Below are 14,691 nucleotides of genomic sequence, written 5' to 3'. Positions count from 1 at the left end.
TGTCATCTGTGCGTACCAGATCAGGACCTCGCGCCCTGGGGGCGCTCGCGCTCGTCGCGGCGCTGACCCTCGGCGCGGCCGGTTGCGTCGAATTGGTGGAGCCGGAGGTGTCGCCCACCAGCGGTGACGGCGGCACCGCCACCCAGATGCTCTCCGAACTGACCGTCGCCGAGGCCAACCCGATGCGCGGCTACAGCCGCAACCGTTTCTCGCACTGGCGCAAGACCGGCCAGAACTGCGACGTCCGTGACACCGTGCTGGAACGCGACGGCAAGGACATCCAGCACTCCGGCTGCAACGTGGTGGGTGGCAACTGGGAGAGCGTGTACGACGGACGGACCTTCACCGACCCGTCCAGCGTGGACATCGATCACATGGTCCCGCTCGCCAACGCGTGGCGCTCCGGCGCCGACGAGTGGGACGACTCGAAGCGTAGTGATTTCGCGAACGACCTCGACCGACCGCAGCTCTTCGCGGTTTCGGCCTCCTCCAACCGGGCAAAGGGTGATCAGGATCCGTCCCAGTGGAAACCGCCAAACCGGTCATACTGGTGCCAGTATGCCGGCGACTGGGTGGCGGTGAAGCACCACTGGAAGCTCACGATCACCAGTGCTGAGAAGGCCGCGCTGGCCGACATGTTGGAGGGCTGCACATGGGAGAGCAAGCCGTAACCGGAGCCGGCGGCACCCCGGCACCCGAGCGGACGCCTGACGCGGGTGGGGACGACGCCGCGGCGGCCACCGGCAGCCCCGGCCCGGCCACCGCCGGGATGACCGCCGACGGTGCGGCCGCGGGTGAGGTGGAGGTGCCCGGTGCCGGGATGACCGCCGACGCCGGTGGCGCCACCGGCCCGCAGAGCCGGACCACGGACATCGTGCCCGGACCGGGCGGCGTGATGACCGACGAGGTCGGCGTGGTCACCGGGGAGTTGACCCTGCGCACCGACCTCGCCGACGGCCGGGTCACCCTGCACGTGCAGTACAAGGACGCCGACGAGTGGTACGCCGTCACCGGCGGCAGCGCGGCGTTGGCCGACGCCGCCGGGCTGGATGCGGTGCACAGCATCGCGGTCGGCCTGCTGAACCGCCCCGAGGGCTGATCCTGGTCGCAAGGAGGGGGCCCTTTCTAACGCCTACGGCATAGAAAGGGCCCCCTCCTTACATCTCTGCTAGACGAACGTGCCGGGCTCGCTGGGCGCGGAGACCACGCCCGGCTCCTCGCCCTCGCCCTCCGGGCGGACGATCTCCGCACTCACCTTGTGCGGTCGCAGCTCGCCGCTGGCGATCTGCTCGGCGAAGTGGCAGGCCACCCGGCTTCCGCCGATCTCCCGCAGCACCGGCCGCTCGTCCGCGCACCGGGTCGGCTGCGCCCACGGGCAGCGGGTGTGGAACCGGCAACCCGACGGCGGGTTGGCCGGCGAGGGCAGGTCACCGGAGAGCAGGATCCGCTCGCGACGGTCCTCCACGTCCGGGTCCGGCACCGGCACCGCCGACATCAGCGCCCGGGTGTACGGGTGCAGCGGCTCGGTGTACAGCCGGTCGCTGGGCGCCTCCTCGACCAGTCCGCCCAGGTACATCACGCCGACGGTGTCGGAGATGTGCCGCACCACCGCCAGATCGTGCGCGATCACCAGATAGGTGAGGCCGAGGCCGTCCTGCAACTCGTCGAGCAGGTTGATCACCTGCGCCTGGATCGACACGTCCAGGGCGGAGACCGGCTCGTCGGCGACGATCAGCTCCGGTCCGAGCACCAGCGCGCGGGCGATGCCGATGCGCTGCCGCTGACCACCGGAGAACTCGTGTGGATAGCGGGACAACGCCCAGCGGGGTAGGCCCACCTTGTCCAGCGTCTCGGCGATGATCTTCCGACGGCCGTTCCGGTCGCCACCGATGCCGTGCGTCTGTAGGCCCTCGGTGAGGATGGACTCGACGTTCTGCCTCGGGTCGAGGCTGGACATCGGGTCCTGGAAGATCATCTGCATCCGCCGCCGCATGGTCCGCAGCCTGCGCGGCGCCAGCGTGGTCAACTCCACGCCGTCGAAGCGCACCTCGCCTGCGGTGGGCGGGTTGAGCTGGAGCAGCGCCCGGCCGAGCGTCGACTTGCCGCAGCCCGACTCCCCGACCAGACCGTACGTCTTGCCGCGCGGGATGCTCAGGTCGACGCCGTCGACCGCCTTGACGTGGCCGATCGTCCGGTCGAACAGCACCCCCCGCTTGATCGGGAAGTGCACCTTGAGGTCCCGTACCTCGACGAGGACGTCGCTCTCGGTCATGGCTTCTCCTCCTCGCGCGGCGCGGGCACCCGGTCGGCACCCGACGACTCGGCGGGCGCGGTCGCCTCGGCAGGCGGCGTGGCCGGCGTGGTGTCCGCCACCGGGGCCGGGTTAGCGCATCGGTAGCCACGGCCGGCGTGGGAGAGCACCAGTTCCGGCGGCTGGCCGATGCAGGCGTCCACCCGGCGGGTGCAGCGCGGGGCGAAGGCGCAGCCCTCCAGCCAGGGCAGCAGGTCGCGCACCGAGCCGGGGATCGGGTTCAGCCGCTCGCCGCGCCCGGCGTCCAGGCGGGGCACCGAGCCGAGCAGCCCCACCGTGTACGGGTGCCGGGGCTCGCGGAACAGTGGACGTCGCCGGGCGGTCTCCACCACCCGGCCGCCGTAGAGCACGTTGATCGTGTCGCACATGCCGGCGACCACGCCCAGATCGTGCGTGATCATCACCAGCGCGGTGCCGGAGTCCCGGACGAGATCCTTGAGCAGCTCCAGGATCTGGGCCTGGATGGTGACGTCCAGCGCCGTGGTCGGCTCGTCGGCGATCAACAGCCGGGGCTGGCAGGCCACCGCCATCGCGATCAAGGCGCGCTGCCGCATCCCGCCGGAGAGCTGGTGCGGGTACTCCTTGAGCCGCCGCGTCGGATCGGGGATGCCGACCCGGTCCAACAGCGCGGCGGCCTCCTTCGCCGCGGCGGCGCCCTTCATCCCCCGGTGCCGGGTCAGCACCTCGGTGACCTGGAGTCCGATCGGTACGACCGGGTTCAGGGACGACAGCGGGTCCTGGAAGATCATCGCGACGTCGCGGCCTCGGATGTCCCGCCGGGACCGGTCGTCGAGCTGGAGCAGGTCGGTGCCGTCGAACACCGCCTTGCCGCCGACCCGTAGACCGGGCTGCTTGGGCAGCAGACCCATGATGGCCAGCGAGGTCACCGACTTGCCGCAGCCGGACTCACCGACGAGGCCGACGACCTGACCGGCGTCGACCGAGAAGGACACCCCGTCGACGGCGTGCACGGCGCGCTGACCGCGCCGGGCGAAGGTGACGGAGAGGTCGTTCACTTCGAGTAGTGCCATTACGAACCCTCCTACTTCCGCAGCTTCGGATCGAGGGCCTCGCGCATCGCCTCACCGAGCAGGGTGAATCCCAGGGCGGTGATGATGATGGCGACCGCCGGATAGATGGCCAGTTCCGGCCGTACCCCGAGGTACTGCTGCGCGTCGGCCAGCATGACGCCCCACTCGGGGGTGGCCGAGTCGGGGTTGCCGAGTCCGAGGAAGGAGAGCGCGGCAGCCTCGATGATCGCGGTGGCCAGGGTCAACGTCGCCTGCACGATGACCGGGGCGAGCGAGTTGGGCAGTACGTGGGTCAGCGCGATCTTCGACTTGCGTACGCCGAGCGAGGTGGCGGCGAGGACGTAGTCGCTGTTCGACTGCACGATCATCGAGCCGCGCAGCAGCCGGGCGAAGACCGGCACCGAGACCATGCCGACCGCGATCATCACGGTGGTCAGGCTCCGGCCGAGCAGGGCGGCGATGCTGACCGCGAGCAGCAGGCTGGGCAGCGCCAACAGCATGTCGATGAAGCGCATCAGGGTGCTGTCGATCCAGCGTCCCCAGCGGCCACCCAGGCCGGCGGCGGCACCCGCGACGCCACCGATCAGCGCGCCGACGGCCAGACCGATCAGGGTGGCCACCACGCCGACCAGCAGGGTCTGCCGGGCACCCACCACCATCCGGCTGAACACGTCCCGACCCTGGTGGTCGTAGCCGAACCAGTGCTCGCCGGACGGGCCGGGGATGACACCCGGCCTGATCACGCCCTCGCGGATACCCATCGTGTCCGTCGGGCCGTACGGCACCAGGAACGGTCCGACCAGCGCCACCACCACGAAGATGGCCAGGATGACCGCACCGATGACGGCCGCCGGGTTGCGCCGCAGCCGCCGGAAGGCGTCCTGCCACAGGCTGACGCCCCGCTCCTCCTCGCGCGCGGCGAGTTCGGCGAGCCGGTCGATCTTCTCGCGCTTCTTGCCACTGATGATCGTCATCGGACCCTCACCCTCGGGTCGATCAGGCTGTACGAGAGGTCCACGATCAGGTTCACCAGCACGTACACCACCGCGATGATCATGATGAAGCCCATCAGGACCGGATAGTCGCGCTGGTTGATGGCCTCGGCGAGGAAGGCGCCGATCCCGCTGAACGCGAAGACGGTCTCGGTGAGCACCGCGCCGGAGAGCAGACCGCCGGTGAGCAGACCGATCGAGGTCACCACCGGGAGCATCGCGTTGCGCAGCACGTGCCGGCGGCGTACGACGTTCTCGGTCAGGCCCTTGGCCTCGGCGGTACGCACGAAGTCCTCGTTGAGCACTTCGAGCACGCTGGCCCGGGTGATCCGGACGATGATCGCCAGCGGGATGCTGGCCAGCGCGAGCCCGGGTAGGACCAGATGCCACAGCGCGTCGGCGGCGGCGTCCCACTCCCGGGTCATCAGCCCGTCCAGCACGAAGAAGTTGGTGATCCGGGTCGCGCCGAGCGTCGGGTCCTGTCGTCCACTGGAGGGGAACCAGCCGAGGTTCTCCGAGAAGATCGCCTTCAGCACGTACGCCAGGAAGAAGACCGGGATGCAGATGCCGATCAGCGACCCGCCGACCGAGGCGTGGTCGAGGAAGCGTCCGCGTCGACGGGCGGCCAGGTAGCCCAGCGGGATACCGATGCCGATCGCGATCACCATCGCGGTGACGGTCAGCTCGACGGTGCCGGGGAAGCGCTGGAGGAACTCGGTGGTGACCTCGCGCTTGGTGGAGATCGACGTACCCAGGTCCAGGCGGACCATCCGTCGCACGAACCGGCCGTACTGGATCAGGATCGGCTCGTCGAGGCCGAGATTGCGGCGGATCGCGGCGCGCATCTCGGGTGTGCCCCGCTCGCCGAGGATGGCGGTCTCGGGGCCACCGGGCAGTCGCCGGAGCCAGATGAACAACAGGATGGAGAGCCCGAACAGCGTGGGTATCAGCTGCAGGAGGCGTCTGACGATGAACCGGAACACGGCGGCCTCGAAGGGTGTGCTGAGGGTAGCGGGCGGGCGCTGTGGTACAGCGCCCGCCCGCGTTCTATGTGCGTGTCAGATCAGGACTTGAACTCGGCGGTCGAGAAGTCCTCGGCGGTGAGCGGGCTCGCCTTGACCCCGGTCACGTCCTTGCCGAACACGATGGCCGGCGGTGCGTGCGAGATCGGCACACCCGGCAGGAAGTTCATGATGTCGGCGTTCAGCTCCTTGTAGAGCGCCACCTTGGCCGCCTGGTCCGCGGTGGTGTCCGCCTGCTTGAACTTCTCGAAGAGCGCGGGGTTGTTGAAGCCCCACTCGTCCTTCTGCCGGTCGAAGAACGTACCGATGAAGTTGTAACCGTCGCCGTAGTCACCGGTCCAGCCGAGGAAGTGCAGGTCGTGCGCGGAGCCGGAGGTGGTGGCGTTGAGGTAGTCCGGGCTCCACTTGAGCGGGATCGGCTCGATCTTGATGCCGGCCGCCTGGAGGTCCGCCGAGACCAGCTCGAACAGATCCTTCGGGTTCGGCATGTAGGGCCGGGTGACCTCGGTGGGGTAGTGGAACCGCAGCGTCAGGTCCGACGCGCCGGCCTCGGCCAGCAGCGACTTGGCCTTCTCGACGTCGTACTCGTACTTGGTGACGTCGCCGTTCCAGCCCTCGACGGTCTCGGGGAAGAAGTTCACCGCGACCTGGGCGCCCGGGGGCAGCTTCGAGTCGACGAGCGCCTGGCGGTTGACGGCGTGCGCCAGCGCCTGCCGGACCTTGAGGTCCGCCAGCTTCGGGTTCCCCTTCTGGTTGATCGCCAGGTAGAGGATGTTGAAGGGCGGGCGGGTCAGGACGTTGAAGCCCTCGCCCTTGAGCGGCTCGACGTCGGCCGGTCCGACCAGGTCGTAGCCCTGGATGTCACCGGAGCGCAGCGCCTGCTTGCGCGCGTTCTCGTCCGAGATGGTGCGGAAGATCAGGCTCTTGAGCTTGGCCTTCTCGCCCCAGTAGTCCTCGTTACGCTCCAGGGTCAGCGTCTTGTTCGGGACGTCCCAGGACTTGAACTTGAACGGACCGGTACCGGTCGGGTGCTCGGTCGCGTACGTCGGGTACTTGATGTCGTCCGCGCTGCCCGTGACGTTGCTGGCGTCGTACTCCTGCAACGCCTTCGGGCTGTGGATCGAGAAGGACGGCAGCATCAGGGCGGCCGGGATCTTGCTGGAGACCCGGGTGAAGGCCAGGCTGACCGTGGTCGCGTCGGTGGCCGTGCAGGACTTGAAGAGACTCTCCGGAAGAGTGTCGTCCTCGTTGGTGGCGAAGCCACCCATGATGTCCTGCCAGTACGCCGTCACGTCCGGGCTCTGCATGAGGCCCTTGGCGTTGTACCAGCGGTCGAAGTTCGTGCAGACGGCCTCGGCGTTGAAGTCGGTGCCGTCGTGGAACTTCACGCCGGAGCGCAGCTTGAACGTCCAGGTCGTACCCGCCGCGTCGGGCTCCCAGGACTCGGCGAGGCCGGGGCTGACCTTGGTGCCGCCCTCCTCGGGGCTGACCAGCGTCTCGAACACCTGACGCGCCACGCGCAGCGACTCACCGTCGCTGGCGAAGCTGGGGTCGAGCACCTTCGGGTCTCCGGCGACGCCGAAGACGAGGGTCTCGTTGCTACTACCGCTGGAACCATCGCGATCGCTTTCGGCACAGCCTGCTACCGCGAGGGCCGCGGCCGCCACGGCCGCGATAGCGACCTTCGGCCTGGATGCACGCATGGGTGCTTCACCTCGTCCTAGGGGGTACGGACAACGTGGTGACAGGGTCACCGATGGCGGTGACCATAGCTCCCACTTCGACCGCCGGGAAACGGCGCGCGAAGCTCTTGGTACCGGATCGTGTCCTTAGTGACCGGCCACCAGGAAGCCCGCACAGGGGCCACGCGACAAAAGCGATCAAAGACCGCAAATAATCGATATCAATCTGTTACGTGTTTCGGACGGCCCGCCGACGGCGGTGTCACACCGATCCGCCTTCGATCAGACCGCCCGACGACCTTCGAAAGCACGGCCCAGAGTGATCTCGTCGGCGTACTCCAGGTCGCCGCCGACCGGCAGACCACTGGCCAACCTGGTCACCGAGATGCCCATCGGCTTGACCATGAGGGCGAGGTACGTCGCGGTCGCCTCGCCCTCGGTGTTCGGGTCGGTGGCCAGGATCAGCTCCCGGACCTCACCGCCGCTGAGCCGGGTCAACAACTCCCGGATGCGCAGGTTGTCCGGCCCGATGCCCTCCAACGGATTGATCGCCCCGCCGAGCACGTGGTACCGCCCCCGGAACTCGCCGGTCCGCTCGATCGCGACGACGTCCTTCGGCTCCTCGACCACACAGATGACCTCGTTGCCGCGTCGCGGGTCGCGGCAGATCCGGCACTGCTCGGACTCGGCCACGTTGTAGCAGCTCGTGCAGAAGCGCACCAGGTCCTTGACCTTGCGCAGCGCACCGGCCAGCCGGTTCACGTCCGCCGGGTCCGCCGACAGTACGTGGAAGGCGATCCGCTGGGCGCTCTTCGGGCCCACGCCCGGCAAGCGGCCCAGCTCGTCGATCAGATCCTGGATGGCACCCTCGTACATCGGGTGGCTCAGAACCCGGGCAGGCCGAGGCCGCCCATCCCACCCGCGACCGGGCCCATCTTCTGGTCGGTCAGCTCCCGGACCGCCGCGGTGGCGTTGTGCAGCGCCGCGAGGACCAGGTCCTCAAGGGTCTCCACGTCCTCCGGGTCGACCGCCTTCGGGTCGATCTTGATGCTCTTGATCTCACCGGCACCGGACACGGTCGCGGTGACCAGACCACCGCCGGCGGTGCCGGTCACCTCGGCCTCGGCCAACTCGGCCTGCGCCTTGGCGATCTGCTGCTGCATCTTCTGCGCCTGCTTCAGCATCTGCTGCATGTTCGGCTGTCCACCAGGCCGCACGATCGCTCCCTCGACTCGTCTACAAGACCACGCCCACCCTAACCATGCCCACCGACCACCCCCCGGCGGCCACACCCCGCCCATCGGGCGCGGTCCGTGGGTCAGCGGGTCGGTGCCTCGTCGATCTTCTCGGCGCCGAACGCCTCCCGCAGCAGACGTACCGCCTGCTCCTCGCCCGACTCCCGGGCGGTCTTCTCGTCGATGATCTCGTCCCCGGGCTCGTCGCCCGGGTCGAAACCCTCGTAGACCGGCGTCGTCGCCGGTGGGCCACCGCCCGGACGCCCACCGCCGCGTCCCGGACCGTCGAAGTCCGGATCGTACGGCGGCTCACCGGCGAACTCGGCGTCCGCGGTCCGCCGCCCCGCCGCAGCGGTACGGGTGCCGGCCGCAGCGGTACGCGTACCCCGCCCGGCCGCCGCCGCCCGAGCCGCCGCGATCGCGCTGCTGACCGGTGCGCCACCGGAGCCACCGTTGCCGTTGCCCGGCGAAGCCGGGCGGGGCAGGGCGGCCGATCCGGAGCGGCCTGCCGCCGCGTCCACGGCTTGACCGTCCATCGGGGTGGACCGACCGTTCGTCACCGTGGCCTGCGCTGCCGAGCCGGTCCCGGTCGACGCGGACCCGCCGCCCGGCCGGGCCGCCTCCGGCCAGCCCTCGTCCGATCCACCCGACGTGGACGCCGTCGCACCGCCCGGCCTGGCCGGCTCCGGCCAGCCCCCGTCGTCCTCCTGGGCCGACGCCGCCGACGCTGCGCCGCCACCGGCCCGGCCCGGCGGTCGCCCGGCAGCACCGGACGCACCCGCGTCGGTCGCCGCGTTGGCGCCCCCTCCGGCGCGAGCCGCATCGGCCGCCCCAGCGGAGCGCGCGGAGCCGGTCGCACTCGCATCGACCGCGCCACCAGGGCCGGCGCTGGCCTGACCTCCGCCACGACCCGTGCCTGCCGCACCACCGGGACCCGCGCTTGCCACGCCACCCGGTCCCGCGCTCGCACCGCCGCCACTGCCCGCGTCGGCGCCGCCGGGTCGGCCGGCCACGGCCGCACCGTCAGCAGCGACGCCTCCGGGAGCCCGACCGGCGGAGCCCGGATGGGCCGTGCCGTCGGGTGGACCGTTGTCGGCCGGGGACCCCGCACCGGCGGGGCGGCCCGGAGCCTCGGCGGCGGGCGTCGGGCGGGTCGGCGCCGAGTTGGCGGCACGCGGGTTGCCCGGCGACATGCCGCCCCGCTCGCCGGCCACCTCGCAGCGGATCTGCCAGCGCCCGCCCAACTCCTCGTAGAGCGCGTCGGTGAGCACCCGGGCGTGGTCGGTCATCATCTTGGCCAGCACACCCGACTTCACGGTCACCACGAGCGTTTCGCCGTCGAGATCCCGCACCACCGCGTCCCGCATCAGCGCGGCGATCCGCTTGTTACTCCGGTTGACCTTGCCGACCACCTCGGGCCAGACCCGGCGCACCGCCACCGCGTCCAGCTCGCCGGGCGCCACCGCACCGGGGCGGGGCGGCTCCGGGGTCGCCGGGTCGGGCATCACGGCCGACGGGTGCACCGGACGGCGCGCGGTCGATCCGGCCACGTCGACCTGACCCGCGTCGCCGGGACCGCCCACCCCCGCTGCGCCGGAGACGCCGTCGGAGTCACGGCTCGGCGAGGGTGTGCCAGTCCCCGTCGGAGCGTCGCCGGTCGGACCGGAGTACCCCGTCGAGGTGGGGGCGGCAGCCGGCGTGCCGGTCCCGGCCCGGTTCGCGGCGGCAGCCGCGGGCGCGGCGGGAGGCGCGGAGCGTACGGCGGCAGGCGCGGTCGCGGGCGCGGAGCCGACGGCGGCCGACGGCGCGTCCGTACCGGCGAGGGTGAGCCGACGTTCCATGCGCTCCAGGCGCTGGAGCAGACCGCCGGCCGAGTCGTCGGCGCCGGGCAGCAGCATCCGGGCGCAGATCAACTCCAGCAGCAGCCGGGGCGCGGTGGTACCGCGCATCTCCACCAGGCCGTCGTGCACGATGTCGGCGCACCGGGACAGCGTGCCCGGCCCGAGTTGCTGGGCCTGGGCGGCCATCCGCTCGATCTGGTCGTCCGGCCCGTCGATGAGCCCCTTGGTGGCGGCGTCCGGCACCTGCTGGAGCACGATCAGGTCGCGCAGGCGTTCCAGCAGGTCGGAGGCGAACCGGCGGGGGTCGTGCCCGGCCTCGGCCACCCGGTCGACGGTCGCGTACGCCGCCGCGCCGTCCCCGGCCGCCAGCGCGTCGCACATCTCGTCGATCAACGCCGCGTCGGTGACACCGAGCAACGCGGCGGCCCGGGCATAGCTGACACCGTCCGGGCCGGCACCGGCGATGAGCTGGTCGAGCACCGAGAGGCTGTCCCGGGCGCTGCCCCCACCGGCGCGGACGACCAGCGGGAACACCGCCGGCTCCACCTGGACGCCCTCGGCCTCGGTGAGCTGCTCCAGATACGGCCGGAGGGTCTTCGGCGGGATCAGCCGGAACGGGTAGTGGTGGGTTCGCGACTTGATCGTGCCGAGGACCTTCTCCGGCTCGGTGGTGGCGAAGATGAACTTGACGTACTCCGGCGGCTCCTCGACCAGCTTGAGCAGGGCGTTGAAGCCGGCCGACGAGACCATGTGCGCCTCGTCGATGACATAGATCTTGAAGCGGCTGTTGGCCGGCGCGAAGAACGCCTTCTCCCGCAGCTCGCGGGCGTCGTCCACGCCACCGTGGCTGGCCGCGTCGATCTCGATGACGTCGATCGAGCCGGCCCCGTCACCGCTCAGCGAGCGACACGAGTCACAGGTGCCGCAGGGCTCCGGGGTGGGACCGTGCTCGCAGTTGAGCGACCGGGCCAGGATGCGGGCGCTGGAGGTCTTGCCGCAGCCACGCGGCCCGGAGAAGAGGTAGGCGTGGTTGAGCCGCCCGCTGCGCAGCGCCTGCGACAACGGCTCGGTGACGTGCTCCTGCCCGATGACCTCGGCGAAGGTACGCGGCCGGTACTTGCGGTAGAGCGCCAGTGCCACGGCGTCCCGCCTCCTCTCGACCGCGCCATTCTCGCCCCGCGCACACCCCACTGACCACCCACCCCGCTGTTCGGGGTGTTCCGAGTGCAGCGCCGAGTGCAAGGAAGGGCACCTTGTTAACGCCTCCGGTAGAGGAAGGGCCCCTTGTTAACACCGACAGCTCAGCGCCCGACCACGCTGGGTGGGAGGGGAGCGCACGGCGCCGGAGACAGAAAGGCCTCCCGTGCACCCGGCAGAGCTCGCTTATCCTTGCTGCCTTCCGGCCCTGGGGAGGTTCACGAGATACCGCCGCACGGGAGGTGGCACCAGCCTACCCGACCCGCCCTCGATCTTCAGGGGGTGGTGGGGTGGGCGGGTCGTGAGGGACCTGTATCCTGTTCGACGGAGGATTCGCCTAGAGGCCTAGGGCGCACGCTTGGAAAGCGTGTTGGGTTTACACCCTCACGAGTTCGAATCTCGTATCCTCCGCTCGCTTGAGCAGCACGAACGAAAGGGCCGCACCGACAGGTCGGCCCTTTCGTCGTTTCGTGACTCAGCCTCCCGGCCAGCTCGGAGCAGCCCGGCTTCGTCCGTTCCGCTGGCTCCTGTCAGCACCGCGCAGGACGGCCGCAGGGCGGCACAGGTTGCGCTGGGCCGACTACGATGAGCCCCGCGTCGATGGGTCTGTGAGCGCCGAGGGGATTGACCGTGCCGGATTCCGGTGGAGAGCCTGCTCGTCGTACTCCGGACCGTTTGTGGATCACGGTCGCGGTGATCGCCGACGTGTCGGCGGTGATCGCCGTGCTGGGCTCCGGCGCTCGCATGGTGGTCGCGGTGATCGGGCTGTGCGCGTTGCTGGCCGGGATCTATCAGCTTGCGGTGCGGTGGGGCCGGCCGGTGGACTGGCGGATCGCCATGGCCACCGTCACCATGATCGCCGGATCGGCGGCGCTGGTGGTGGTGACGCAGGACGCCCTGACCGAAGATCAACCGCCGACCACGGCGGCAACCGGCGGCGACACCGGCAACCCGAGCAGTGCCGCACCGCGACCCACGCCCAGCAACACCCCGTCCGCGTCCGCGCCACCTCCACCGGCAGGTGAATTGTCCCTTCTCGATGCCAAGCGTGTCGGCGACGACGAGGCACGCTTCACAGCTGGCCCGTTGACGGTCGACACCCGGTTGTACGAGCAGGTGCTCTACAACCACCCGGGGTGCGCGTACCTGGAACCCATCTCGGAGACCTACCAGGTGGATCGGAAGTACGGCACGTTCGGCGCCGAGGTCGGGATCGGCGACGACACGACCTCCGAAGCCAGGGTCAGGTTCACGGTTCTCGCAGACGGCGTGGTGCGCCACACCGAAACCGTGGCGCTCGGGCAGACCGTGCCCTTCGAGGCCGACATCACCGGGGCGTTCCGCATCGAGATCAGGACGCAGGTCATGGAGAACGCGACCTGCAAGGGCACCGTCTACGCCGCCTGGATCGACCCGGTCGTCACCCCCTGACATCGCATCGCACTGCGATCACGGGCGTCAGCCCGGCCAGCCGACCATTCGGAGCGGCGCGGCGACGAGGACGGCGGCGACAACGGCCCGCGCTGGCCGGTCAGACCGCCGGGACGGTGTTGTACCGGTCGAGGGTCGCCTTAGCTTAGAGGTCGACGCGTCCTGGAACACCAGCTCCCACGGCTGATCCCGGGCTCACCGTGGCCGGGGTCCTGGTCGCCGTTGCCGCGATACTGACCGGATGGAGCCGAGCGCTGCCCGACGACGGCGAGCACGCCCGACCACCGTCGTACACATGTGCTATCCACAGGCTGTGGACGCGCGGTGAGCTACCAGCTCAGCGCGATCGTCGCGGACGCCGACCTGCTGCGCGAGGAGACCCGGGACCTGGATCATGCGGTGCTCGGCGAGTTGCGGCAGGACTTCGCCCTGTTGCCGGTGACGCCGCAGTTGGTGGCGGAGCTGACCGGCATCCCGCCGGATTACGCGGCCGACGAGCCGAGCGCGGCGGACCCGTTCGCGCTGGTGCTCTCCCCCACGCTGGTGGAGGTGCTGGCCCGCTGGTCGGGACGGGGGCCGGTGGCGTACGTCGAGGCGGAGTTCTTCGGTGGGGTCGGGCGTCAGGCGGCGGCGGTCTGGTTGGGCGGCGTCCTGTCCTGGGGGCCGCGCTTCGACGCGGCGTTCGACGGGCCCCGTCCTGAGTGGCCGATCAACGCCGCGTTGACCGAGTTGGGCGCGGAGCCGGGCCGCTGGATCGACCCCTTCGCCGAGCTGGGGCTGCACGTGGAGCGGAGCACCGAGGGCTGGCTCACGCACGGCCGACGCGGGCTGAGCGCCGACTACTGGGACGAGTTGGCCGAGGAATGGGAGGCGCGGCAATAACCTCTTCGCTCCCGTCACGTTGGGGACTGGGGGATTCCATGAAATTGCGACAATTCGGCTTCATCGCCACACTGCTTCTTGCTGCCGCGATCTCGGGCAGCGGACCCATGCCGCCGGACACCATCGCCGTCCGTGAGCCGGTCGCCGCGGCCAGCATCGTCGACCTCGACGGTCTGTCCGATGTCGACTTCGGCGACACGGAGGACGACCTGGCCCGGCGCGGCATACTCCGCACCGACGTCGACGCCTGCGGTCCGACGCTGGCCGGGCACGACATGATCAGCCCGGTCTTCATCGACGACCGGCTGGTCCTGCTCTGGGCCGGCGAGCCGGTCCGCACCCCGGAGGGGATCGCGGCCGGGTCACCGATCGCCGAGGTCAGGGCCAGCTATCCGGAGGTACGCGCGCTGCACGCACCGCCGGGAACGCACCGCTTCGACGGTCTGTTCGCCCGCGACGGCGACCGCGCGTACCTGTTCCTGCACGACGGTGAGACGATCCGGAAGATCATCGCCGGGTACGCGGACTGGGCGCACCGCCTCTTCGTCGAGGGCCACGGCCCCTGCTGACGACGAGATCTTGGTACGAATCCGCCCGGCCGTACCACTTCGGCCAGACGGTCTCGGTGCGCAGGTTCAGGCCGCTCCACGAGGTCGCCTGCGGGACGAGCCCGCCGGAGCCACCGTGGAACACCGCGACCGACCCGGACGAGACACCGGCCTGGTCACCGGTGACCGCCGCCCACACATCCTAGGGACACGGATATCGATGACCATGTCCGGTCGGCCAGACCTGGCGACCCGTACAAGCGGAAGCGCTCACCGGGCGGCGAGACGAGTAGACGGCACCGAGAACGCCCGGCGCGATCCGCAGGGATCATGCCGGGCGTTCTCGGTGTTTCACGGGCGGTGGCGGCGGGATTTGAACCCGCGGAGGGCGTAAACCCTCACACGCTTTCGAGGCGTGCTCCTTAGGCCACTCGGACACGCCACCGCCGACGAGGGTACAGGACTGCCGGTTCCGACGCCGAACCGGTCCCGGGCAGGTGGGCCTGGCAGGATCTCTGC

13 protein-coding genes, 2 tRNA genes and 1 other RNA gene are annotated in these 14,691 nt (G+C 70.4%); 6 read left to right on the top strand and 10 right to left on the bottom strand.

Annotated features, from left to right (window positions below):
* Window positions 1–8: 8 nt before the first annotated feature.
* Together ACIBMZ_RS00195 and ACIBMZ_RS00190 are read left to right on the top strand one after the other, a co-directional pair.
* On the top strand, window positions 9–671 hold the full coding sequence (locus ACIBMZ_RS00195) for an HNH endonuclease family protein (RefSeq protein WP_350698730.1): 663 nt from the start codon (window positions 9–11) through the stop codon (window positions 669–671).
* Window positions 653–1,099 (top strand): hypothetical protein, encoded by a 447-nt coding sequence (locus ACIBMZ_RS00190; RefSeq protein ID WP_396689649.1) that lies wholly within the window; start codon window positions 653–655, stop codon window positions 1,097–1,099. The genes ACIBMZ_RS00195 and ACIBMZ_RS00190 overlap by 19 nt, the downstream gene beginning before the upstream one ends.
* Before the next feature lie 69 nt (window positions 1,100–1,168).
* Here the strand turns inward: ACIBMZ_RS00190 and ACIBMZ_RS00185 are convergent, their stop codons facing one another.
* From ACIBMZ_RS00185 to ffs, 9 genes are all read right to left on the bottom strand, one after another.
* Entirely contained in the window at window positions 1,169–2,272 is a 1,104-nt protein-coding gene (locus ACIBMZ_RS00185; protein ID WP_396689647.1) for an ABC transporter ATP-binding protein, read from the bottom strand.
* Window positions 2,269–3,342, bottom strand: coding sequence for an oligopeptide/dipeptide ABC transporter ATP-binding protein (locus ACIBMZ_RS00180; RefSeq protein ID WP_396689644.1), 1,074 nt, complete (start codon window positions 3,340–3,342; stop codon window positions 2,269–2,271). The genes ACIBMZ_RS00185 and ACIBMZ_RS00180 overlap by 4 nt, the downstream gene beginning before the upstream one ends.
* Before the next feature lie 11 nt (window positions 3,343–3,353).
* Window positions 3,354–4,316: an ABC transporter permease gene (locus ACIBMZ_RS00175; protein ID WP_396689642.1), complete on the bottom strand. Its 963-nt coding sequence runs from the start codon at window positions 4,314–4,316 to the stop codon at window positions 3,354–3,356.
* The gene (locus tag ACIBMZ_RS00170) at window positions 4,313–5,317 is read right to left on the bottom strand and encodes an ABC transporter permease (protein WP_396689641.1); all 1,005 of its coding nucleotides are present in this window, start codon (window positions 5,315–5,317) and stop codon (window positions 4,313–4,315) included. The genes ACIBMZ_RS00175 and ACIBMZ_RS00170 overlap by 4 nt, the downstream gene beginning before the upstream one ends.
* Window positions 5,318–5,397: 80 nt before the next feature.
* On the bottom strand, window positions 5,398–7,059 hold the full coding sequence (locus ACIBMZ_RS00165; RefSeq protein ID WP_396689640.1) for an ABC transporter substrate-binding protein: 1,662 nt from the start codon (window positions 7,057–7,059) through the stop codon (window positions 5,398–5,400).
* A gap of 261 nt (window positions 7,060–7,320) precedes the next feature.
* Window positions 7,321–7,914 carry a recombination mediator RecR gene (gene recR, locus ACIBMZ_RS00160; protein ID WP_396689638.1) on the bottom strand — a complete coding sequence of 198 codons (594 nt, stop codon included), beginning with the start codon at window positions 7,912–7,914 and terminating at the stop codon, window positions 7,321–7,323.
* 8 nt (window positions 7,915–7,922) lie between these two features.
* Window positions 7,923–8,231: a YbaB/EbfC family nucleoid-associated protein gene (locus tag ACIBMZ_RS00155; RefSeq protein WP_396689636.1), complete on the bottom strand. Its 309-nt coding sequence runs from the start codon at window positions 8,229–8,231 to the stop codon at window positions 7,923–7,925.
* 125 nt (window positions 8,232–8,356) lie between these two features.
* Window positions 8,357–11,254, bottom strand: a complete 2,898-nt coding sequence (locus ACIBMZ_RS00150; RefSeq protein ID WP_396689634.1) for a DNA polymerase III subunit gamma and tau — start codon at window positions 11,252–11,254, stop codon at window positions 8,357–8,359.
* A gap of 212 nt (window positions 11,255–11,466) precedes the next feature.
* Window positions 11,467–11,556: signal recognition particle sRNA small type (gene ffs, locus ACIBMZ_RS00145), an RNA gene on the bottom strand.
* A gap of 81 nt (window positions 11,557–11,637) precedes the next feature.
* Between ffs and ACIBMZ_RS00140 the strand changes: the two genes are divergently transcribed.
* The 4 genes from ACIBMZ_RS00140 to ACIBMZ_RS00125 all read left to right on the top strand — a co-directional run bounded on the left by ACIBMZ_RS00140 (window position 11,638) and on the right by ACIBMZ_RS00125 (window position 14,193).
* Window positions 11,638–11,722, top strand: a tRNA-Ser gene (locus ACIBMZ_RS00140).
* A gap of 264 nt (window positions 11,723–11,986) precedes the next feature.
* The gene (locus tag ACIBMZ_RS00135) at window positions 11,987–12,742 is read left to right on the top strand and encodes an NPCBM/NEW2 domain-containing protein (RefSeq protein WP_396689632.1); all 756 of its coding nucleotides are present in this window, start codon (window positions 11,987–11,989) and stop codon (window positions 12,740–12,742) included.
* 324 nt (window positions 12,743–13,066) lie between these two features.
* Complete coding sequence (locus tag ACIBMZ_RS00130; RefSeq protein WP_396689630.1) at window positions 13,067–13,624, top strand: hypothetical protein; 558 nt, start codon at window positions 13,067–13,069, stop codon at window positions 13,622–13,624.
* Window positions 13,625–13,662: 38 nt separating this feature from the next.
* Entirely contained in the window at window positions 13,663–14,193 is a 531-nt protein-coding gene (locus ACIBMZ_RS00125) for a hypothetical protein (RefSeq protein WP_396689628.1), read from the top strand.
* 337 nt (window positions 14,194–14,530) lie between these two features.
* Here ACIBMZ_RS00125 and ACIBMZ_RS00120 read toward each other — a convergent pair.
* Window positions 14,531–14,617 (bottom strand) — tRNA-Ser (locus ACIBMZ_RS00120).
* Window positions 14,618–14,691: the final 74 nt, after the last annotated feature.

It is taken from the genome of Micromonospora sp. NPDC049900 (genome assembly GCF_044461025.1).
GTDB lineage: Bacteria > Actinomycetota > Actinomycetes > Mycobacteriales > Micromonosporaceae > Micromonospora.
Note: the sequence above shows the minus strand (reverse complement) of the source record. Positions and strands in the feature narration are given on the sequence as shown.